Genomic DNA, 19,888 nt, shown 5'->3' with positions numbered 1-19,888 from the left:
CCGGGTCCGTCCCCGCCGGGACCGCCTCGAAGCGGAGGCCTCTCGCGCATACAGCGGTCACGCCGCTCACGCACCACGGAAAACCGGCTCCGACCGCCACCCAGCCCGGGGTCACGACCGATTGAGAGAACAACCGTGCAGATACGAAAGCTCGGCATCATCGCGATAGCGGGAGCGCTCTCGCTCTCCGCCGCCGCCTGCGGTGGCGACGACACCGGATCCGGCGGGTCCACAGGGGCCGCGGCACCCAAGACGCTCACCTACTGGGCGTCCAACCAGGGCACCAGCCTGGAGAACGACAAGCAGGTGCTCCAGCCCGAACTCGACAAGTTCGAGAAGCAGACCGGCATCAAGGTGAACGTCGAGGTCGTTCCCTGGGCGGACCTGCTCAACCGGATCCTCGCCGCCACCACCTCCGGCAAGGGCCCGGACGTGCTCAACATCGGCAACACCTGGTCCGCCTCGCTGCAGGCCACCGGCGCCTTCGTCCCCTTCGACGACAAGCTGATGGCCGAGGTCGGAGGCAAGGAGCGCTTCCTCGGCCCGAGCCTGGCCGCCACCGGTGTCGCGGGGCAGCCGCCCACCGCCCTCCCGATCTACGGAATGACCTACGGCCTCTTCTACAACAAGAAGATGTTCAAGGAGGCGGGCATCGCGGAGCCGCCGAAGACCTGGGACGAGCTGATCGCCGACGGCAAGAAGCTCACCAAGGGCGACCAGTGGGGCCTGGCCGTCGAGGGCGCCAGCGTCAGCGAGAACGCCCACCACGCCTTCATCTTCGGCCAGCAGCACGGCTCGGAACTGTTCGACCCCTCCGGCAAGCCCCAGTTCGACACCCCCCAGCAGGTCGCCGCGATCAAGCAGTACGTGGACCTGATGGCCGTACACAAGATCGTGAACCCGAGCAACGCCGAGTACTCCAACGGCACCGAGGCCGTTCAGGACTTCACCTCCGGCAAGGCCGCGATGCTGATGTGGCAGTCCATCGCCAGCCAGGTGAAGGCCGCCGGCATGACCGATGACGACTACGGCCTCGCCCCCATCCCGCTGCCCGACCCCTCCCAGGGCGGCAAGCAGGTCAACGGCATGGTGGCCGGCATCAACCTGGCCATCTTCAAGAGCAGCGAGAACCAGGACGCGGCTCTGCAGTTCGTCAAGTTCATGACCGGCAAGGAGGCGCAGCAGAGCCTGAACAAGACCTACGGCTCGCTCCCCACCGTCAAGGACGCCTACGACGACCCGGCGTTCCAGACCCCGATGATCAAGACCTTCCAGGAGATTCTCGGCACCACGTCGGCCCCCCTGCCCCAGGTGCCCGAGGAGAGCCAGTTCGAGACCCTGGTGGGCACGGCGATGAACACGATGTTCGCGGACGCGGCCAGCGGCAAGCCGATCACCGACGAGTACGTCAAGGCCAAGCTGAGCGACGCCAACGAGCAGATGCTGGCCGGCAGCTGAGCTCCTTGCTCCAGACGCGGTGCCGGGCGGATCGCCGCCCGGCACCGATGACCTATTTCACGAGATCGAGATGATGTTCATGGTCGTGTCCACCACGCCCCGCCCCGATGCGGGGCGCGGGGCCGGTCCGCCTTCCGGCAGCTCCGGCCGGCCCGGAAAAGGGGTGCTCGCCCGGCTCACCGACCGGATCCCGGTACGGATTCGCCGCGTCAGCCTGCCGTACCTGCTGATCATTCCGGCGATCCTCCTGGAACTCCTCATCCATCTGGTGCCGATGGTGATCGGCATCGGGATGAGCTTCCTGAAGCTCACCCAGTTCTTCCTCAGGAACTGGTCGGCGGCTCCGTCCGCGGGGCTGTCCAACTACCAGGTCGCGGTCGACTTCGACTCCGCGGTGGGCAGTTCGCTGCTCCATTCCTTCCTCATCACCATCGTCTTCACCGTGCTGACGGTCGCCCTGTCGTGGTTTCTGGGCACCATGGGGGCGGTCCTGATGCAGGGGGCCTTCCGCGGCAGGGGCCTGCTCCGCGCGCTGTTCCTGGTCCCCTACGCGCTCCCCGTCTACGCCGGAGTGATCACCTGGAGCTTCATGCTCCAGCGTGACTCCGGTCTGGTCAACCACATTCTCGTCCAGCTCCACCTGGCCGACGACAGTGATCGTCCGTTCTGGCTCATCGGCGACAACAGTTTCATCTCGCTGATCGTGGTCTGCGTGTGGCGGACCTGGCCGTTCGCCTTCCTGGTGCTCATGGCCGGGCTGCAGAACATCTCCGGCGACCTCTACGAGGCCTCCGCGATCGACGGGGCCGGCTGGTGGCGGCAACTGCGCTCGATCACGCTGCCCCTGCTGCGCCCCGTCAACCAGGTCGTGGTCCTGGTCCTGTTCCTGTGGACCTTCAACGACTTCAACACGCCCTATGTGCTCTTCGGGAAGTCAGCGCCTGAGCAAGCCGACCTGATCTCCATTCACATCTACCAGAGCTCGTTCGTCACCTGGAACTTCGGCTCGGGCTCGGCGATGTCCGTGCTGCTCCTGCTGTTCCTGCTGGTGGTGACCACCGTGTATCTGGTGGCGACCTCGCGAAGGAGGAGCGATGCGTGAGCCCCGCTGGCTGCCCTGGGCCCGCTGGATCGGTCTCGGTTTCCTCGGCCTGTTCACGCTCACCCCGATCTACGTGATGGTGACCTCGGCGATCAAACCGCTGAGCGACGTGCAGGGCGACTTCCACTGGATCCCCACCACGATCAGCCTTCGGCCCTTCGTTGACATCTGGCAGACCATCCCGCTGGCCCGTTACTTCGGCAACAGCCTCATCGTGGCGTCCATCGCCTCCGTGGCCTCGGTGACGGTGGCGATCTTCGCCGCCTACGCGATCAGCCGTTTCCGGTTCCCCGGCCGGAGGATCTTCTCCATCACCGTGCTGTCCACCCAGATGTTCCCCGGCATCCTCTTCCTGCTGCCGCTCTTCATGATCTTCGTGAACCTCAGCAACGTCATCGGGATAGATCTCTACGGCAGCCTCACCGGGTTGATCATCACCTACCTGACCTTCTCCCTGCCGTTCTCCATCTGGATGCTGGTCGGCTACTTCGACTCCATCCCCGTCGCGCTGGACGAGGCCGCCCAGGTCGACGGCAGCGGGCCGATCGGCGCCCTGATACGGGTGGTCATCCCCGCCGCGATGCCCGGCATCGTGGCGGTCACCGTCTACGCCTTCATGACCGCGTGGGGAGAGGTGCTCTTCGCCTCGGTGATGACCGACGACTCCACCCGCACCCTGGCCGTCGGGTTGCAGGGATACGCCACCCAGAACGACGTCTACTGGAATCAGGTGATGGCCGCCTCCCTGGTGGTCAGCGTCCCCGTGGTGGCCGGCTTCCTGCTCCTGCAGCGCTTCCTGGTGCAGGGCCTCACCGCGGGCGCGGTCAAGTAGCCCATCGGGGCATCCGCATCCCACCTGTTTTCATCTAAATCCTTCCAGCCTGGAGGCTCTGGGCTCCAGGCGTGGGAAGGAAGTCAACTCAAGGAGAGCTCACATATGGATTCGCAGTCCGCCTTCGGCCCCGACTTCACCTGGGGCGTGGCCACCGCGGCCTACCAGATCGAGGGCGCGGCCCAGGAAGACGGCCGGCTGCCCTCTATCTGGGACACGTTCAGCCACATCCCGGGTTCCATCGACAACGGGGACACCGGTGACGTGGCCTGCGACCACTACCACCGCTGGCCCGAGGACCTCGGCCTGCTCGGAAAACTCGGCGTGGACGCCTACCGCTTCTCGGTGGCGTGGCCCCGGGTGATCCCGACGGGGTCGGGCCCGGTCAACCCGAAGGGGCTGGCCTTCTACGACCGGCTGGTCGACGGTCTCCTGGAAGCCGGCATCCGCCCGTTCGTCACCCTGTACCACTGGGATCTGCCGCAGGCGCTGCAGGATCTCGGCGGCTGGCCGGAGCGGGACACCGCCTACCGCTTCGCCGAGTACGCGTCGGTGGTCGCCGGCGCGCTCGGCGACCGCGTCACCGACTGGACCACCCTCAACGAGCCGCTCTGCTCCTCCTGGCTCGGCCACCTCGAGGGCAGTATGGCGCCGGGGCTGACCGACCTGACCGCGGCCGTGCGCACCTCCTACCACCTGCATCTCGGCCACGGGCTCGCCACGCAGGCGATCAGGGCCGCGGCCCGGCGCACCCCCTCGATCGGGATCGTCAACAACCTGAGCCCCTGCGAGCCCGCCACCGACAGCGACGAGGACCGGGCCGCCGCCGAGCGCGCCGACGGTCACATCAACCGCTGGTGGCTCGACCCGATCGCAGGCCGCGGTTACCCCGAGGACATGATCAAGGTCTACGGTGTCGACCTGCCCATCCAGGAGGGCGACCTGGAGACGATCGCCGCCCCGCTGGACTACCACGGGCTGAACTACTACTTCCGTCAGATCATCGCCGACGACCCGGCCGGCCCCGCCCCGCACGTCCGTCAGGTCCCGGTGCCCGGTGCGACGACCACCGCGATGGGCTGGGAGGTCTACCCCGACGGTCTTGAGCAGCTTCTGCTGCGCCTGACCCGGGAGTACGGAATCGAGCAGATCTTCGTCACCGAGAGCGGCTCCGCCTGGCCCGACGTGATCGACGCGGCCGGCGTGATCGACGACCGCGAGCGCGTCGCCCACCTGGAGGGCCACCTCGCGGCCTGTGCCCGCGCGATGGAGCAGGGCGTGCCCCTGGCCGGGTACTTCGCCTGGTCGCTCCTGGACAACTTCGAGTGGGCCTACGGCTACGACAAGCGCTTCGGCCTGGTCCACGTCGACTTCGACACCCAAGTCAGGACCGTCAAGGCCAGCGGTCACCGGTACGCCGCGCTGATCCGCGAGAGCAGGGAGCTCTCCCTTCCGTGACCGGGCGGGAGTCCTCGGCGTCCCGGTGAGGCCCCGGGGCGTTCAACCGGGCAACCGGGCAACCGGACGGATCCGGATGCCCGGTGGGCGGCGCCCACGCCGTCGCGCCGAGCGCGAAGCTCGCCCCGAGGGCAGTGGGCCGTGGGAGAGGCCGGCTACCTGAACCTGGCGAGCATGCCGTGCGGATCCAGCACGAACTTGGACGCGGCGCCCTGGTCGAATTCCTGGTACCCCTGGGGCGCCTGGCCGAGCGGGAGCGGTATGGCGTTGACCGCCTTCGCGATCTGCACCCGGTCGTTCAGGATCGCCATCATCAACTGGCGGTGGTAGCGCATCACGGGGCACTGGCCGGTCGTGAAGGAGAGCGACCTGGACCAGCCGAGACCGAGCCGGATGGACAGCGATCCGTGCTTGGCGGCCTCGTCCGCCGCGCCGGGGTCACCGGTCACGTACAGGCCGGGGATGCCGAGCGCGCCACCCGCCCGGGTGATCTCCATGAGCGTGTTGAGCACGGTGGCGGGACGTTCCTCGCCCGCGTCGGAACCGTGTCCGCGGGCCTCGAAGCCGACGGCGTCGACCCCGCAGTCCACCATGGGCTCGCCGAGGATCTGCTCGATCTGGTCCTTCGGGTCGCCCTGGGACACGTCGATGGTCTCGCAGCCGAAACTGCGGGCCTGCTCCAGGCGTTCCTTGTTCAGGTCACCGATGATCACCACAGCGGCCCCGAGGAGGAACGCCGAGGCTCCCGCGGCGAGCCCGACCGGACCGGCCCCCGCGACGTAGACGGTCGACCCCGGCTTCACCCCGGCGCTGACGCAGCCGTGGAAGCCGGTCGGGAAGATGTCCGCGAGCATGGCCAGGTCGAGGATCTTCTCCATCGCCTGATCCTTGTCGGGGAACTTGAGCAGGTTCCAGTCGGCGTAGGGGACCAGGACGTACTCGGCCTGCCCTCCGACCCAGCCGCCCATGTCCACGTATCCGTACGCCGAGCCGGGGCGGTCCGGGTTGACGTTCTCGCAGACGTCGGTCTTGCCCGCCTTGCAGTTGCGGCAGCGACCACAGGCGATGTTGAAGGGCACGGAAACGAGATCGCCGACCTTTATGAACTCCACGTCCGGGCCGATCTCTACGACCTCTCCGGTGATCTCGTGGCCGAGGACGAGGCCCTGGGGCGCGGTGGTGCGGCCCCGGACCATGTGCTGGTCGCTGCCGCAGATGTTCGTCGCGACGGCCTTGACGATCGCGCCGTGCGGGACCTTGCGTCCCACGTTGGCGGGGTTGACCCCCGGCCCGTCCTTGAGCTCGAATTCGGGGTAGTCGAGAGTGTGAACCTCCACCTTGCCCGGTCCCTCGTAGACGACACCCTTGTTGCCCGGCATAACGTTGTCCTTCCTTGCCGAAAGCGCCTGTGGGTCGGCCGTTTGGCCGCTGTCACGCAGTCGTGCGATCACCTCCCCCGCCGCGACGGCCCGGAGGGCGGAAGCGTGCCGGACTCGATGTGATCGGGAGGCCGATCGGCCGGGGCGGCGCCGATGCCGTCCGCTCGGTGCCGTCCGCGGGGGCCGGGAGGCGGGCCGCCGACCGGTGGCTTCCGGTGATCTCCCGCCGGGAGGACCGCCGCCGCGCGGCGAGCGCGGTCGTGACGGCCGGATCGATGTGCGTGCCCGGGAGGATCACCGCGGCGGAGAGGGGGACGAAGCCTGTTTTCGCGTGGCCCGGACGGCCTTCATCCGTGAAGAGCGCGGCGGTGGCCGAGCCCGGACCGGAGGCGATGGGCGGCGTCGCGCCAATGGCCTCCGCGGACGGTCTCCTCAGTGGATGATCTGCCATCGCTCCCCCCGAAGACGATGGTTCCCTTTAAGGCCAAACATATACCTGTCGGCTATAACAGACATTTGGTGTCATTTTTTACTATTCCTGCAGCGCCGGTGTATCTCGTCCACCCGCTCGGTGATCCCCCGCCGGTCGAGGTGCTCCAGCAGCGGCACCGCGACCCTGCGGCTGGTGTCCAGTGCCTGCCTGGCCTGGCTGACCGTGAAGGGCTGCGGCAGCCGGGCGAGCACCTCCGCCGCCCGGACGTCCGCGCCGGGCAGCAGCACGATCCCCTCGGCCACGCGAAGCAGGCCCCCCGCCCGTACGGCCGCCGCCAGCTCCCGCGGACCCAGTCCCAGCTCGGCCAGCCGTCCGGCCTCCGGGGCCAGGAAGGGACGCGCGGACAGCTCCGCGCCGAGCCGCTCGACGGCCCGGGCCACCGGCGCGGGCAGCCCGGAGGGCCCGCACACGATCCGCCCGTCGGCCACGGCCAGCGGTGCCCTCACGAGCGCCGCGACCAGCCGCCGATCGGGCAGGCCCAGCTCGTGGCGGGCCGCCTCGACCGGCATTCCAGGCTCCAGCGGATGCTCCGCGGCGTGACGTCGCACCTCCTCGGCGAGCCGCTCCCCCAGCCCCGACCAGTACGCCGGGTCGGCGTGCCAGTCGCCGCACACCGGTCTTCCCCCGGGGGCGCACCCCATCGCCAGCAGATCACCCGTACGCAGCAACCGGTGCGTGCCCAGCAGGAAGGCCGCGTCCGGCCCGGCCGCCGCCAACCGGGCGGCGCGTTCCCTCGCCGCGCCCCTGCGGCGCAGCGCGGGCGGGCGCACGTCCAGCACGCTCGCCCCGGCGAGCACCCTCACCTCGCCTCGTTCCCTGCCCGGGTCACGCAGCAGCAGCACGTCGCCCACGTGCAGTGGCAGCGGCGTGGCCAGACGCAGCCGTACGATCTCCCCGCCGAGCGGCCGCACCTCGCACACCACCGCCGCCGACCCGATATGCGCGGTCAGCCGCCTGGGCAGGTCGTGCGCGGTGAGCGGCGGCCGGTCGTCTCCGCCCCGGCCCCCCGGACCCGTCGCTCCGGCCGGGGAGATCCGGACGTCGATCAGGGCGGTGTCCGTCCACGCCCCGGGCGTGACCAGGGCCTGGCCTCGTTCGGGGACGACCCGGCCGCGAAGGTTGAGCGCCACCCGCGCCACACCCGTCACCGAGGTCACCTGCTCCTTCAGGCACTCCAGCGCCCGGACCCGCACCGGCCCGCCGGGAAGCGCCAGCTCGTCCCCGGCCGCGACCGTGCCCGCGGGCAGCGTCCCGGTCACGACCGTGCCGCTGCCGCGCACGCTGAACGCCCGGTCGATCCAGAGCCGCACCGGCGCCCCGGGATCGGGCGCGGGCAGAGCGGCCACCAGCCGGTCCAGCGCGCCGCGCAGCTCGTCGAGTCCCTGACCCGTGCGCCCGCTCACCGCCAGCGCCTCGGCCTCGCCCAGGCCGCTCGCGGCCAGGCGGAGCCGTGCCCGCTCGATGGCGGGCCCGGGGTCGGCGAGGTCGGAGCGGGTCACCACGAGCAGGCCGTGCCGTACCCCGAGGGCCTCCAGCGCCACCAGGTGCTCCTGCGACTGCGGCATCCAGCCCTCGTCCGCCGCCACCACGAACATGACGGCGGGCGCGGGACCGGCTCCGGCCAGCATCGTGCCGAGGAACCGCTCGTGTCCGGGCACGTCCACGAAGGCCAGCCGCTCGCCCGAGGGCAGCGTCGTCCAGGCGTAGCCGAGCTCGATCGTCAGCCCCCGCCGCCGCTCCTCCTCCAGCCGGTCGGGTTCCATCCCGGTGAGCGCCCGCACCAGCGTCGACTTTCCATGGTCGACGTGGCCCGCGGTGGCGACGACGTGCATCAGCCGCTCACCTCGATGATCGCGCGCACCACGTCGACGTCCCGGCCCGCGGGGACGGTCCGCAGGTCGAGCAGGAGCCGTCCCCTCTCGACCCGGCCGACGACGGGGACGGCTCCGGTCCGCAGCGGTACGGCGAACCGCTCGGGCAGGCTGATCGCGGCACTCGGCAACGTCACGCCGGGCGCTCCCCCGCCGCCCACCGTGGCCTCGCTCCGTACGGCTCTCGCCTCGATCCCGGCCTCGGCCAGCGTCGAGGCGAGCGCCTCGGCGCGCTCGCGCAGCGCCACCGGGTCGGCGTGCAGCGCCTCCTCGACCGGGGAGGCGGGACCGCGCAGGGTCGCCTCCAGCGCGGCCAGCGTCAGTTTGTCCACCCGCAGCGCCCGGGCGAGCGGATGCCGCCTGCATCGTTCGACCAGGTCACGGCGGCCGAGCAGCAGGCCCGCCTGCGGCCCGCCGAGCAGCTTGTCGCCACTGGCCGTGACCAGGTCCGCCCCGGCCCTGAGCGTGCTCGCCGCGTCGGGTTCCTCGGGCAGCAGCGGCTCCCTGGCGAGCAGGCCCGAGCCGATGTCGGCCACGACGGGCACGCCGAGCTCCGAGAGTCTCGCGAGCTCGGCGACCTCGACCGAACCGGTGAACCCCTCGACCCGGAAGTTGGATGGGTGGATCTTGAGGACGAAGCCCGTCTGGGGCCCGACGGCCGCCAGGTAGTCCGCGTACGAGGTGCGGTTGGTCGTGCCCACCTCGCGCAGCCTCGCGCCGGTGGAGACGAGCAGGTCGGGAATGCGGAAGCCGTCCCCGATCTCCACCAGCTCGCCCCGGCTGACCACGATCTCCCGCCCGGCGGCGAGCACGGTGGCGGCCAGCACGAGCGCGGCGGCGTTGTTGTTGACCACGTGCACGTCCTCGGCGGCGGGTACGGCCCGCGCGAGCGCGTCCATCGCGCCCCGCCCCCGGCGTGCCCTGGCCCCGGTGGCCAGGTCGAACTCCACGTCGGCGAAACCCGCCGCGGCGGCCACCGCCTCCGTCGCGGCGGCCGACAGGGGCGCCCGGCCAAGGTTGGTGTGAACCAGCACGCCGGTCATGTTGATCACCGGTCGCAGGCTCGCCGCGTACGGCGGGAGCGCCGCCACCGCCGCGTCCGCGACCTCCTCGGGGCCGAGACCGCCCTGCCGTACCCGCTGCTGTGCCTGTGCCACGGCTTCCTTGACGACGGCCCGTCCCAGCCGTCCCTCCGCCGCGACCAGTCGTGGATCGGCGAGCACGACGTCTGTGCGCGGCACGTGCCTTCGTGAGTTCACCCTTCGAAAATAGAGCGGAGGCGGACGGGAACCGCACCCGCCGGGCCGCGAACCCCGGGGCGGATGTCTCAGCGCGCACGGCCGCACCGCCTACGCGCCGTGGCCTCCGGGCTGGAGGGCACCGGCGGAGCGCAGGCGCATCCGGAGCCGGACGTGGGATCGTCCGGCCTCCTGCCTGATGGTGAACTCATCACACAGCCGGCCCATCAGCCACAGTCCGAAGCCCCGGTCCGCGCGAGGCACGGGACGTTCGCGGTGAACGTCGTGGGGGGCGAGCAGACCGGCGGTGTCGGTGATCTCGACGCTCAGCCCTCGCTCGTCGTGCCAGAGGGTCACGGTGCCGACTCCGCCGCCGTGTTCCAGGACGTTGATGACGGCCTCGTTGGCGGCGAGCAGCAGATCCTCGCGACGCGTTCCGGTCAGGCCCGCCCGGGTCGCGTAGCGGCGGATCCGTTGTCTCAGGGCGGCGAGGTCGTCGGTGATCGGCCAGTGCGTTCCCCGGTCGGTGTTCACGCATACCCTCTCGTGTGAGCGCCGTCTCTGGATCTCACCGGGGGGCTACCGACTCGCCTACCAGAATCAGGGCTTTATTGACGAACATGCACAACAGGCCCATACCCATCCCAGGCTGCTCAATCATCGGCGGGCCGACGAAAGTGCTCCACCGGCGCCTCGGCGATGCGACCCCACGGGCTACGGAGCGCTCGGCTGAGCGCGCATCAGGTTCAGGGCGTCGGCGCGGGCGGGATACACGGCGAACAACTGCCCCAATCCCGTCATCTGGAAAACCTTGTCCAGGCGAGGATGCAGGTCGGTCAGCGCGATCGCCCCGCTGCGCTCGTCGATCAGGGTGCGCAGGGCCAGGAAGACCTTGATCCCGGTGGAGTCGCAGAACGTCAGCCCGGACAGGTCCAGGACCAGACGCTGATATTCGCCGGTCAACAGGGCCGTGATCCGCTCACACAGGACGTCGGCGTTGTCGTAGTCCAGCTCACCGCTCAACGCCATGATGAGGGTGTGCGGCACGGTGGCGTCGGGATGCAGGGTGAACCGGACGGCAGCGGTCATGAGAACACCTTCGGTGAGGAGGACGAGGAGGCCAGGGCGGCGGCGTCATCGCTCAGGCCGGACCCGCGACCGCTCCCGTCGTCGAACGCTCCAGCGGACGAGATGCGGGCAATCGGATATCGGCGCACGGCCGCCGGCTGTTTTCCAGCCACCGGTTCGACCCGCCGGGCCTGCACCAATGTCACCGGACACCTCGATCTTCCGCTACGGAACCCACCTATGGACAATAACCAGAAAAACCGCCACAAATAAAAACAGATATCTATCCTATCGCCGCCGTTCGAATGGGAATTCATCCCGAAGCGGACGAGCAGGGGCCGCCACCCACGAACCGTCCCGCCGAAGGCGCTGCGGCGTCCTCGAATGTCCGCGTTCATTCGGTACGCCACGCGGGACCCGAGGAGGTCAGGGCGTTCCGGCCGGGTCGAACTCCTCGGGCAGGGGAACGCGCAGGGCCAGCAGAGCCACGTCGTCGCGCGGCTCCGGGCCGCCGTGGGCCAGAACCGCGTCCCGGATACGGGCCACGACGGCCGAGGCGTTCATCCGCTCGCAGCCGGACAGCAGCAGGCGCAGGCGTTCCTCGCCGAACAACTCCCCGCCGGGAGCGGGGGCCTCGGTGATGCCGTCGGTGTACAACAGCAGGGTGTCGCCGGCCAGCAGGGTGAAACGGACACTGCTCAGCCCGGGGTCGTCGAACAGGCCCAGCAGCGCGCCGTTCGAGCGGACCTCCTGCACGCTCCCGTCGCGGCGGCGGATCAGCGCCGAGGGGTGCCCCGCCGTGCACAGCAACCCGGTGACGCCGTCGTGGTCGGGACGGAAGATCGCGCAGATGGCCGTCAGGAACTGCCCGCCCGACGTGCGCTGGGCCAGCAGGGCGGCATTGAGCTGGGCCAGCACCAGGCTGGGGGAGTTATGGTGAGGCGCGTCGGCCCGCACGGTGTAGCGGGCCAGCGCGGTGATCTTCGCCGCCTCCACGCCGTGGCCGCTCACATCGCCCAGCAACGCGCACCAGCGCGAGCCGCTGGCCGCGAACAGGTCGTAGAAGTCACCCAGCACCGACACCCCGCTCTCGGCCGGCACGTAGGCCGCGGCCGCCTGCAGACCGGGAGGACTGAGCAGCAGCGGCGGCAGCAGGCTCTCCTGCAACGTGCGCGCCAGCTCGGCGGAGACCTCGGCCGAGGCCCGCAACGCCACCATCTGACGTTCGGAGCGGTTCAGCGCGTCACGCAGCCGGATCTCGGCGGTGATCGCCCGCGACAGCGCGGCCAAGGTCTCCACATGCAACGCGGTCCACGCCCGGGGTTCGGAGTCCACCACGCACAACGTGCCCAGCACCTCGCCGCCCGGCGCGTGGATGGGATAGCCCGCCCACGCCCCGACCCCCATCTGGACGATGCCACCGATCCCGGCCAGACGCGGATCACGGGCCGCGTCTTCGGCGATCACCGGCGCGTCGGTGGCCACCACCACGTGGCACGCGCTGTCCTCGGCGCAGTTCTGGCGCTCGGCGATCGACAGCTCGCCCGCACCGATCACGCTCTTCCAGTACGAGCGCCGATCGTCGACCACCGTCACGAACGCGCGCTGCGCTCCGGTCACCGCCGCGGCCAGCCGGGCGAACTCATCGAACACCTCATCAGGACCGGTGTCCAACAGGCCCGTGGCACGCACGGCCGCCAGCCGCGCCGGATCGAACACCTCCGGCGGCAGATCGGCCGGCTGCTTGAACGCCGTTGAACGCTTCGTCACACGCTTCCTGTTTCCTTGGATCCGTCCACCTCGACGAACCAGACATCGACCGATACCCGATTGGAAGAACTGTAAGCGGCATAACCGAGCAGATGACCATCTTTGCGCACGTAAAAGGATTTCGCCCACCCCTCGTGATCGCCGATATGACGGCAGACATCTGGCGATCATGTGGGGGTGTGAGCCGCCCCGCCGCCCGCTCTCCTCCTGTGCGAGCGGGGCACGATCGAGCAGGGGCGAATGCCCCGCCGATGGGCTCCTTCCCGTATGCCCCGCCGAGGACGTGACCCGTCGAGAGCGTGGTCCGTCGAGAGCGTGGTCCGTCGACGGCGTGGTCCGTCGATGGCGTGGTCCGTCAAGAGCGTGGTCCGCGGGGATAATCGGTTGCCCTCGCCGAAACACCGCTGCCAGGATCCCCGCCATGCATGTCTTCTCCGCACCCGACGGAACCGGCCTCGCCTACCACGAGTTCGGCGAGGGCCCCCCGGTGATCTGCCTGCCGGGCGGTCCGATGCAGGACTCCGCCTATCTCGGCGAACTCGGCGGCCTGTCGGCGCATCGGCAGTTGATCATGGTGGATCCTCGGGGCACCGGCCGGTCCGCGATACCGGAGGACGTTACCTCCTACCGCTGCGACCGCCTCGTCGACGACCTCGAGGCCTTGCGCGTCCACCTCGGTCTCGACCGCATGGACCTGCTCGGGCACTCCGCCGGCGTGAACCTCGCGGTCCTCTACGCGGCCCGTCACCCCGACCGCGTCGGCAAGCTCATGCTGGTCACTCCCAGCGTCTTCGCCGTCGGCCTCGCGGTCACCGGGGAGGCCCGGCTTGAAACCGCGCGGCTCCGCAAGGACGAGCCCTGGTTCGGTCCGGCCATCGCGGCTCTTGAGGCGATCGTCGCCGGCACGGCCACCGACGACAGCTGGGATGCCATCGATCCCTTCTTCTACGGCCGATGGGACGCGGCGGCACAGGCCCACCAGGCGGCTCAGAACGGCCGCCGGAACGACGAGGCCGCGGCCGTCTTCGGCTCCGAGGGCGCCTACGACCCGGATGCCACTCGCACGGCACTCGCCACGTTCGACGCACCGGTGCTGCTGCTCGCCGGAGAGACCGACCTGAACTCTCCCCCGAGCGTCGTGGCCGAATACGCCGCGCTGTTCCCGAACGCCGAGTTCGTCGTTCAACCGGAGGCGGGCCACTGTCCGTGGGTCGACGACGCCGGCCGGTTCGTGACGACGGCCGCGACGTTCCTGGGCTGAAGGCCGCCTCGCGAGGGAGCCGGTCGAACGCCGACCGGCCGCCTTGTCCAGGCCGAACCGCGCGTATCGCCTCTCCGGTGGCGGAGGCGGACGGGAATCGAACCCGCCAGGCCGAGAACCTCGGCCTCGTCGGTTTTGAAGACCGCGGGGGCCACCAGGCGCCCAGACACCTCCGCGCGAGAACCTACCAGCAACCGCGTAAAGCCAGGGCATCTGCGCCGACGTGGCGTACCGGGCGGCGCGGCCGTTGATCGATCACAACTACGCATGCCGTGCCGGTGATCCCGCTTTTCGCGGGATCACCGGCACGGCACGTAATGCGTGGATTGATTAGTTCTTCTTCCAGCCCGGCGTGGTGCCGCACTTGGCCTTCGCGTTGATGCAGACCTTCACGAGCGCGCCGAGGTTCTCCGGCTTCCATGCGTTCATGAAGTCACCGTGAATCGAGGACGGCAGGCCCGACGACAGCGACAGGCCGCTGCCGCCGAGGGAGTCGTAGCCGAGCATGAACGAGAGGTTGGGGACCGCGACCGGGTAGGCGCCGGTGCAGGCGCCGTCCTTGGCCGGACCCATGTGCGACTTGTGGTCGGGCGAGTCGATGTTCTTGCCGTCCCAGCAGTCCTGGAAGGTCAGCTGGTAGATCAGGTTGCCACCCGGGGCGCAGACGGGCCAGTTGCCGTCGGCGCTGCGGCCGGTCTCGGCGCTGCCGGCGCACCAGAACTGGCCGGAGGCACCCTTCGGCGTCGCGACCTGACGCTTCGCGTCACCCTGCACCATGACCAGGCCCGGCGGGAAAGGCTTGACCGTCGACGGGTCCTTGAGTCGGGAGCCGTAGTACACGCGGAAGTTCTTCATCGGGACCGTCTTGCCGTTACGCAGCAGGGTCGGCGCCCAGTAGGCGCTGTGGTCCCCGGGAGCGTCGCAGTTCGTGGGACTCGCGAAGAGGTCGTCCACCGTGGTGTTCGCGTTCACCTTCGGGCCGAAGAAGGTGTGCATGTGGGAGGCGCCGACCAGGCCGGGCAGCACGACCGGGTCGTCCTTGGCCTCGTTGGCGACTTCGCAGTTGGTCTGGAACTCGGGGACTCGCACGATTCCCGCGGGAACCGCTTCGGGCGCGACCTTGTTGTACGCGTCCAGGGTCTTCTTCCACTCGGCCTGGTTCACCGGCACCCAGCCGCCGGCAGGCGTGGGAGTGGTCGGGGTGGCACTGGGCTTCGGCGTGGTCGGCGTGGTCGGGGTGCCGCTGGGCTTCGGCGTGGCCGGGGTGGTCGGGGTGGTGCTGGGCTTCGGCGTGGCCGGCGGGTTCGAGGTGCCCGAGCCGGTGCCGAAGACCTGGAACTCCCACAGCGAGACGCCGTACTGGCCGGACCGCTTGGTCGTGTACAGCCGCACGAACCGGCCGTTGGCCGACACGTTGACGGTCTGGACGCCGCCCTTGCCCGCCGTGGTGCTGTACACCGTCTCCCAGGGGCCGTTGCCGCCGGCGGCGGTCTGGATCTGGAACGCCTTGGCGTAGGCGTTCTCCCAGTTGATGACGATCTTCTTGATCGCGGTGGACTTGCCGAGGTCGACCGAGAGCCACTGCGGGTCGCTGAACTTGCTGGACCAGCGAGTGCTGGTCTTGCCGTCGACGGCGGCTGCGCCCGACAGGTCACCGCGCTCCGCAGAGGAGGCGACGGCGTTACGGCCCTGCGAGAGGGGCACCTCGGCCGCGGCGGCCGGGGAGGCGACGCTCACCACGGAGGTGCCCAGAAGGCCGACGAGAACACCGGCCAGCGACAAGCGGCGGACCTGACGTACGACGGACGCGCGTCCAGCTCGTATGCCGCGCGAGGCGGTTGTACTCATAGTGAATGAAGTCCTTGTCATGTTGGAAAGTCATGGAGGGGACGTCTGGCGGCGCGTGTGAGCGCCGCTACATAGGAGACCCGCAGGCCACGGGTGGATAACAAAAACTTCGGAAAATCTCAGAACGTTTTGTTGTCCGTCCCGCGCCTGGGCCCGTCTCCCGGTCAGAAGACCGACCGAACCGCGCCTCCACAGGCCCCGTCACGTCGCTGTGTTGTCGATCACCGGTCTGTCGACCGTGCTCTGACCGTTCCAGGTGGTGGGCGTAGGTAGGTTGGTGGCGCACCTTCACTTGTAGGGGTGCGTGTGCTGATCGGGCTGGTTGGGGCTCGTGTATCCGGACAGGACGGAAGAGCGTGGGCGTCGATATACGGGAAGAGTCGGACGTCGATCACGTGGCGGGTGAGGCGCGGCCGAAGAAGCTGCTGTTGCGTGCGCTTGCGGGCGAGCGCACCGAGCGACCACCGATCTGGCTCATGCGGCAGGCCGGACGCTATCTGCCGGAGTACCACGACGTCCGCGAGGCTGCGGGCGGGATGGTGGGGCTGTGCAATTCGCCCGAGCATGCGGTCGAGGTCACCTTGCAACCGCTCCGCCGTTTCACGCTCGACGCCGCGATCCTGTTCGCAGATCTTCCCCAGATCGCGGCGGCGTTGGGGCAGACCTTGGAGTACCGGGTCGGTGACGGCCCCGTCCTCACGCCCCCGATCCGTTCGACGTCGGACATCACCGAGTTCTTGAGCGCGTCCCGCTTGCACGAAGAACTGGCCCCGATCTATGAGACCGTCAGACAACTCACTCGCGCATTGCCTGACGAGGTCACGTTGATCGGCTATGCCGGTGCGCCGTGGACGGTCGCGACTTACATGGTCGAAGGGCGCGGCGGCGGCGGCTCAGAGCACTCCATCGTCAAGCAGTGGGCGCTGAGCGATCCGGAGGGGTTCCAACCCCTGATCGACCTGCTCACGGCGGCCATCATCGAGTTCTTGGACCGTCAGATTCAGGCGGGTGCCGAAGCGATCCAACTCTTCGAGAGCTGGGCCGGAATACTCCCCGACCCGCTGTTCCAGCGTTGGTGCGTCACGCCGGTCGCCGCCATCGTCGCGGCGCTGAAGGCGAAGCATCCGAGTGTTCCCATCATCGCCTTTCCGCGCGGCGCGGGGCTCGCCTACAACGGCTTCGCCGAGGCGACCGGCGTGGACTGCGTCGGGCTCGACTCGACAGTACCTGTGGAGTGGGCCGCGCAGAAGGTGCAGCACGAGCTCGGCCGGTGCGTGCAGGGCAACCTCGCCCCCCAGCTCCTGGTCGCGGGCGGGCCTGCGCTCCACGCGGAAACAGACCGCATCCTGAACGCGCTTGGTGGTGGCCCGTTCGTGTTCAATCTCGGACACGGAATCGTCAAGACCACACCCCCCGAGCATGTGGCCGCTCTCGCCCAGCAGGTACGGTCCTGGTCCGCAGCTTTGACGCGGTAGAGAGCCTGAACACGTCGGCGTCGGCTCGTGTGCGCCGCCTACCGGGGGTCTGGCCTGGGGCTTCCTGTTGGGTGTGGGCGAGGGCCTGTCCGGTCGGTCGCCTGGTTGGTACTGCTCAGGTGAAAACCGAGACGCGGGTGCGGTGGTGCTGCGGCGTTTCGATTTCATCGATCATCGCCACCGCGAGGTCTGCGTAGGACAGATGCGCCGATGCCGGCGGCGCGGTCTCTCCCCCGAGTCGGTAGCGGCCCGTTCTGAGGCCGTCCCACTCCAGCCGCGCGGGCGGGGTGAGCATGAGCCAGTCGACCACCGCGTCCTGCGCTTTGAGCCGGTCCAGGCCGGCGGTGTGCGCCGCGGCGAACGGCCGGATCTCCGCCGGGAAGACCGAAGGGTCGTCCATCACCGGACGCCCGTCGGCGTCTTTGAGGTTCGCGAACAGACCCACCACCAGGAGCCTGGGAACACCCGTTTCGGCCAGGCTGTGAAGCAGGGCGTCGGCGGCCTTGACGAAGAATTCCGGGTCGAGGTCGGCGAAACCCTGTTCCGGCCCGTTGAATGGCGTTACCGCGTGAATCACGGCCTTGTGGCCGCGAACAATCGAGGAGATTCGTTCTGCGTCCGTGACATCGCCCTGCATCACCGAGACGCCCTCCGCCACGAGGTCACCGTACTTGGCCGGCTCCCGGACCACGGCGATGACCTGATGCCCACGGCCACGCGCCTCGGCCGTGACGGCCCGTCCAGCCCGGCCGCCCGCTCCGAAGATGACGATGCTGCTCATACCGTTCCCCTCTGGCTGCGTATTTCGCGTCCAGGACGAGACGGTATCCAGCAGATACTGGTTACCTCAACGATACTGGGATAGCCTCGCGTTCATGGCCGAGCCCTTGGACCCGGAGATGTTCGACCCCGTGTGCCCGTCCAGCGCCATGCCGATTCACATCGGCGACAAGTGGACCGGAATGGTCGTGCTCTGCCTCGAAGGAGGCCGGCGACGATTCAACGAGCTCAAGGGCCCGCTACGCGGCATCACCCCGAAGGTTCTCACCCAGACCCTGCGGGCGATGGAGCGCGATGGTCTGGTGACGCGCACCGCCTACGACGAGAACCCACCCCGAGTCGAGTACGAACTGACTCCGCTGGGACGCAGCCTGCTGACCCTCATCGAGGCCGCCCGCGCCTGGAGCAAAGATCACCTCCCCGCGCTGCTTCAAGCACGCCAGGGACACGACGCGGCACCGGGCCCGCGCCTGCTGAGATAGGACCGGTGTCACTCCCGGCGAATGCGTGGCCGACGGAACCGGTGCAGCAGAGCGATTGTCTGCTCGACCACTCAGCGGTGGACGCCGAGGCCGGAACCATGTTGAAAGCGAAGCTTAGGGGAGCCACTCCTGAAGTCCGGCGAGATGCCCGAGTTCCGACTCGATGCGTTGCCTGTCGTCGATGGTGAGCTCCAGACCGCGCAGATCGGTGAGCCAGGGATCGATGGGCTCGCCGAGGACCATGGCCAAGTCGATGAGGTGGCACAGGGCGATGGCCCGCTCGACCACCGCGGCGTCCGCGCCGTGCCTGCGCACCGCGGACTTGAGCGCGCGGAAGGCCTGCAGATCATCGTTCTTGAACTCGCGCAGGATCCGGGCGTTGTCGAGCGCCCTGGCCAGACCCTTCAGCTTCTTCGAGCCGCCATACTCCAGCTCGGCGGGCTCCTCGTTCTGGATGAATATGATCGAGTTTCCAGACGGATCCATCAGCGTGAACCGGGACGCGCCGGGCCGGTAACGGGTGATCCGCGGGAGGCCGGAACTCAGCACTTTCCCGTAGACCCGGCGCATCGCCGCGACGAACGCCGCGTGGTACGGCGCCACGGCGTCGACCATGACCAGGCAGCCTCCGGACTCCTCCCGGGCCGGATCCAGGCCCTTGGGCGCCGGGCCGAAGTGCAGCTGGAACCCGCTCCACTGCAGCGCCAGATATACATAGGGCTTGCTCTGTTTGTAGGTCGCCTCGAATCCCAGCGCCTCATAGAACGTCAGGGTCTCCTCCACCGACGCGCACGGCATCAACGGCACCGTCGTCTCGTTCGGCCGAACCGCGGGCTCACTCAAGTCATTCACCTTTCAGATCGTCCGGCGATGCTTGCACCCTTCGGCGAAACTCGCATATGGATCGCTCCAAGGGCCCGGCTCACGCCACCGGACGTCATCTGTGGTGGTCTGTAGGCTCGACGCCAACGACAAGCTCGGCCAGATCTTCGCCGAGGGCGTTACCCGCCGGAGCCGCACCGAAGAGTAGGTCACCCCATGACGGCCCGAGACCATGAACTTCTGCATGCCGCCAAACGCATCGCCGCCACGCTGGGCTTCGCCCCCGATGAGGTCATGCGGCGCGTGGTGGAACTGGGCCGCGGCGACCGCGCCGACTGGTCCAGCAGCGAACTCCTGCTGCTTGCCCTCGCTCAATTGGCGGCCGAGCGGCCGATCTCTCCTCAAACGGGTGGGCACACCGAGATGGTCGAGAACATCGAGGCACCACGCCTCAGGTCGAGCGGGCGCCGACCTGGCTGACGCCGCACCGGCGGCCGGCCCGCGACCATGAGCGGCAGGCACCGACGAGCGAGGCGACGGTCCGGTGGGCG

The 19,888-nt window shown here is 69.2% G+C and carries 17 protein-coding genes and 1 tRNA gene; 8 read left to right on the top strand and 10 right to left on the bottom strand.

Annotation, left to right across the window (positions count from 1 at the left end; all coding sequences use genetic code 11):
• The first annotated feature begins 135 nt into the window (after window positions 1-135).
• The 4 genes from J2853_RS07520 (at window position 136) to J2853_RS07505 (ending at window position 4,850) form a co-directional block, all read left to right on the top strand.
• Window positions 136-1,458: an extracellular solute-binding protein gene (locus J2853_RS07520; RefSeq protein ID WP_307556241.1), complete on the top strand. Its 1,323-nt coding sequence runs from the start codon at window positions 136-138 to the stop codon at window positions 1,456-1,458.
• Window positions 1,459-1,543: 85 nt separating this feature from the next.
• Window positions 1,544-2,560, top strand: coding sequence for a carbohydrate ABC transporter permease (locus J2853_RS07515; protein ID WP_307556240.1), 1,017 nt, complete (start codon window positions 1,544-1,546; stop codon window positions 2,558-2,560).
• The gene (locus J2853_RS07510) at window positions 2,553-3,392 is read left to right on the top strand and encodes a carbohydrate ABC transporter permease (protein ID WP_307556239.1); all 840 of its coding nucleotides are present in this window, start codon (window positions 2,553-2,555) and stop codon (window positions 3,390-3,392) included. The genes J2853_RS07515 and J2853_RS07510 overlap by 8 nt, the downstream gene beginning before the upstream one ends.
• 105 nt (window positions 3,393-3,497) lie before the next feature.
• Window positions 3,498-4,850: a GH1 family beta-glucosidase gene (locus tag J2853_RS07505; RefSeq protein WP_307556238.1), complete on the top strand. Its 1,353-nt coding sequence runs from the start codon at window positions 3,498-3,500 to the stop codon at window positions 4,848-4,850.
• Window positions 4,851-5,005: 155 nt separating this feature from the next.
• On the opposite strand, the gene fdhA is transcribed toward J2853_RS07505, so the two are convergent.
• The 6 genes from fdhA to J2853_RS07475 all read right to left on the bottom strand — a co-directional run bounded on the left by fdhA (window position 5,006) and on the right by J2853_RS07475 (window position 12,669).
• Entirely contained in the window at window positions 5,006-6,229 is a 1,224-nt protein-coding gene (gene fdhA / locus J2853_RS07500; protein WP_307556237.1) for a formaldehyde dehydrogenase, glutathione-independent, read from the bottom strand.
• Between the two features lie 522 nt (window positions 6,230-6,751).
• Window positions 6,752-8,554 (bottom strand): selenocysteine-specific translation elongation factor, encoded by a 1,803-nt coding sequence (selB, locus tag J2853_RS07495; RefSeq protein ID WP_307556236.1) that lies wholly within the window; start codon window positions 8,552-8,554, stop codon window positions 6,752-6,754.
• Window positions 8,554-9,834 (bottom strand): L-seryl-tRNA(Sec) selenium transferase, encoded by a 1,281-nt coding sequence (gene selA, locus J2853_RS07490; RefSeq protein WP_307556235.1) that lies wholly within the window; start codon window positions 9,832-9,834, stop codon window positions 8,554-8,556. Before selA ends, selB begins: the two co-directional genes overlap by 1 nt.
• A gap of 108 nt (window positions 9,835-9,942) precedes the next feature.
• Entirely contained in the window at window positions 9,943-10,365 is a 423-nt protein-coding gene (locus J2853_RS07485; RefSeq protein ID WP_307556234.1) for an ATP-binding protein, read from the bottom strand.
• A 180-nt stretch (window positions 10,366-10,545) separates the two neighbouring features.
• Complete coding sequence (locus J2853_RS07480; protein ID WP_307556233.1) at window positions 10,546-10,920, bottom strand: STAS domain-containing protein; 375 nt, start codon at window positions 10,918-10,920, stop codon at window positions 10,546-10,548.
• 405 nt (window positions 10,921-11,325) lie between these two features.
• On the bottom strand, window positions 11,326-12,669 hold the full coding sequence (locus J2853_RS07475) for a PP2C family protein-serine/threonine phosphatase (protein WP_307556232.1): 1,344 nt from the start codon (window positions 12,667-12,669) through the stop codon (window positions 11,326-11,328).
• 421 nt (window positions 12,670-13,090) lie between these two features.
• Between J2853_RS07475 and J2853_RS07470 the strand changes: the two genes are divergently transcribed.
• The gene (locus J2853_RS07470) at window positions 13,091-13,930 is read left to right on the top strand and encodes an alpha/beta fold hydrolase (protein WP_307556231.1); all 840 of its coding nucleotides are present in this window, start codon (window positions 13,091-13,093) and stop codon (window positions 13,928-13,930) included.
• Window positions 13,931-14,008: 78 nt separating this feature from the next.
• On the opposite strand, the gene J2853_RS07465 is transcribed toward J2853_RS07470, so the two are convergent.
• A tRNA-Sec gene (locus J2853_RS07465) sits at window positions 14,009-14,104 on the bottom strand.
• A gap of 156 nt (window positions 14,105-14,260) precedes the next feature.
• The gene (locus tag J2853_RS07460; protein ID WP_307556230.1) at window positions 14,261-15,778 is read right to left on the bottom strand and encodes a DUF1996 domain-containing protein; all 1,518 of its coding nucleotides are present in this window, start codon (window positions 15,776-15,778) and stop codon (window positions 14,261-14,263) included.
• Between the two features lie 356 nt (window positions 15,779-16,134).
• Here J2853_RS07460 and hemE point away from each other — a divergent pair, with 356 nt between their 5' ends.
• Complete coding sequence (hemE, locus tag J2853_RS07455) at window positions 16,135-17,253, top strand: uroporphyrinogen decarboxylase (RefSeq protein WP_307556229.1); 1,119 nt, start codon at window positions 16,135-16,137, stop codon at window positions 17,251-17,253.
• Between the two features lie 115 nt (window positions 17,254-17,368).
• Here the strand turns inward: hemE and J2853_RS07450 are convergent, their stop codons facing one another.
• Entirely contained in the window at window positions 17,369-18,034 is a 666-nt protein-coding gene (locus tag J2853_RS07450; protein ID WP_307556228.1) for an NAD(P)-dependent oxidoreductase, read from the bottom strand.
• Between the two features lie 94 nt (window positions 18,035-18,128).
• Here J2853_RS07450 and J2853_RS07445 point away from each other — a divergent pair, with 94 nt between their 5' ends.
• Window positions 18,129-18,515 (top strand): winged helix-turn-helix transcriptional regulator, encoded by a 387-nt coding sequence (locus tag J2853_RS07445; RefSeq protein ID WP_307556227.1) that lies wholly within the window; start codon window positions 18,129-18,131, stop codon window positions 18,513-18,515.
• A gap of 114 nt (window positions 18,516-18,629) precedes the next feature.
• On the opposite strand, the gene J2853_RS07440 is transcribed toward J2853_RS07445, so the two are convergent.
• Window positions 18,630-19,358 carry a DUF8817 family protein gene (locus J2853_RS07440; RefSeq protein ID WP_307556226.1) on the bottom strand — a complete coding sequence of 243 codons (729 nt, stop codon included), beginning with the start codon at window positions 19,356-19,358 and terminating at the stop codon, window positions 18,630-18,632.
• A 195-nt stretch (window positions 19,359-19,553) separates the two neighbouring features.
• On the opposite strand from J2853_RS07440, the gene J2853_RS07435 reads away from it, so the two are divergent.
• On the top strand, window positions 19,554-19,817 hold the full coding sequence (locus tag J2853_RS07435) for a hypothetical protein (RefSeq protein ID WP_307556225.1): 264 nt from the start codon (window positions 19,554-19,556) through the stop codon (window positions 19,815-19,817).
• The last annotated feature ends 71 nt before the right edge of the window (window positions 19,818-19,888 follow it).

Source organism: Streptosporangium lutulentum (genome assembly GCF_030811455.1).
GTDB classification, from domain to species: domain Bacteria; phylum Actinomycetota; class Actinomycetes; order Streptosporangiales; family Streptosporangiaceae; genus Streptosporangium; species Streptosporangium lutulentum.
Note: the sequence above shows the minus strand (reverse complement) of the source record. Positions and strands in the feature narration are given on the sequence as shown.

Excerpts from the sequence above, each read along its gene's own strand:
- fdhA (WP_307556237.1), bottom strand. The coding sequence starts at position 6,229 with ATGCCGGGCAACAAGGGTGTCGTCTACGAGGGACCGGGCAAGGTGGAG.
- J2853_RS07505 (WP_307556238.1), top strand. The coding sequence starts at position 3,498 with ATGGATTCGCAGTCCGCCTTCGGCCCCGACTTCACCTGGGGCGTGGCC.
- J2853_RS07450 (WP_307556228.1), bottom strand. The coding sequence starts at position 18,034 with ATGAGCAGCATCGTCATCTTCGGAGCGGGCGGCCGGGCTGGACGGGCC.
- J2853_RS07435 (WP_307556225.1), top strand. The coding sequence starts at position 19,554 with ATGACGGCCCGAGACCATGAACTTCTGCATGCCGCCAAACGCATCGCC.
- J2853_RS07510 (WP_307556239.1), top strand. The coding sequence starts at position 2,553 with ATGCGTGAGCCCCGCTGGCTGCCCTGGGCCCGCTGGATCGGTCTCGGT.
- J2853_RS07480 (WP_307556233.1), bottom strand. The coding sequence starts at position 10,920 with ATGACCGCTGCCGTCCGGTTCACCCTGCATCCCGACGCCACCGTGCCG.
- J2853_RS07470 (WP_307556231.1), top strand. The coding sequence starts at position 13,091 with ATGCATGTCTTCTCCGCACCCGACGGAACCGGCCTCGCCTACCACGAG.
- J2853_RS07460 (WP_307556230.1), bottom strand. The coding sequence starts at position 15,778 with ATGAGTACAACCGCCTCGCGCGGCATACGAGCTGGACGCGCGTCCGTC.
- J2853_RS07445 (WP_307556227.1), top strand. The coding sequence starts at position 18,129 with ATGGCCGAGCCCTTGGACCCGGAGATGTTCGACCCCGTGTGCCCGTCC.
- selB (WP_307556236.1), bottom strand. The coding sequence starts at position 8,554 with ATGCACGTCGTCGCCACCGCGGGCCACGTCGACCATGGAAAGTCGACG.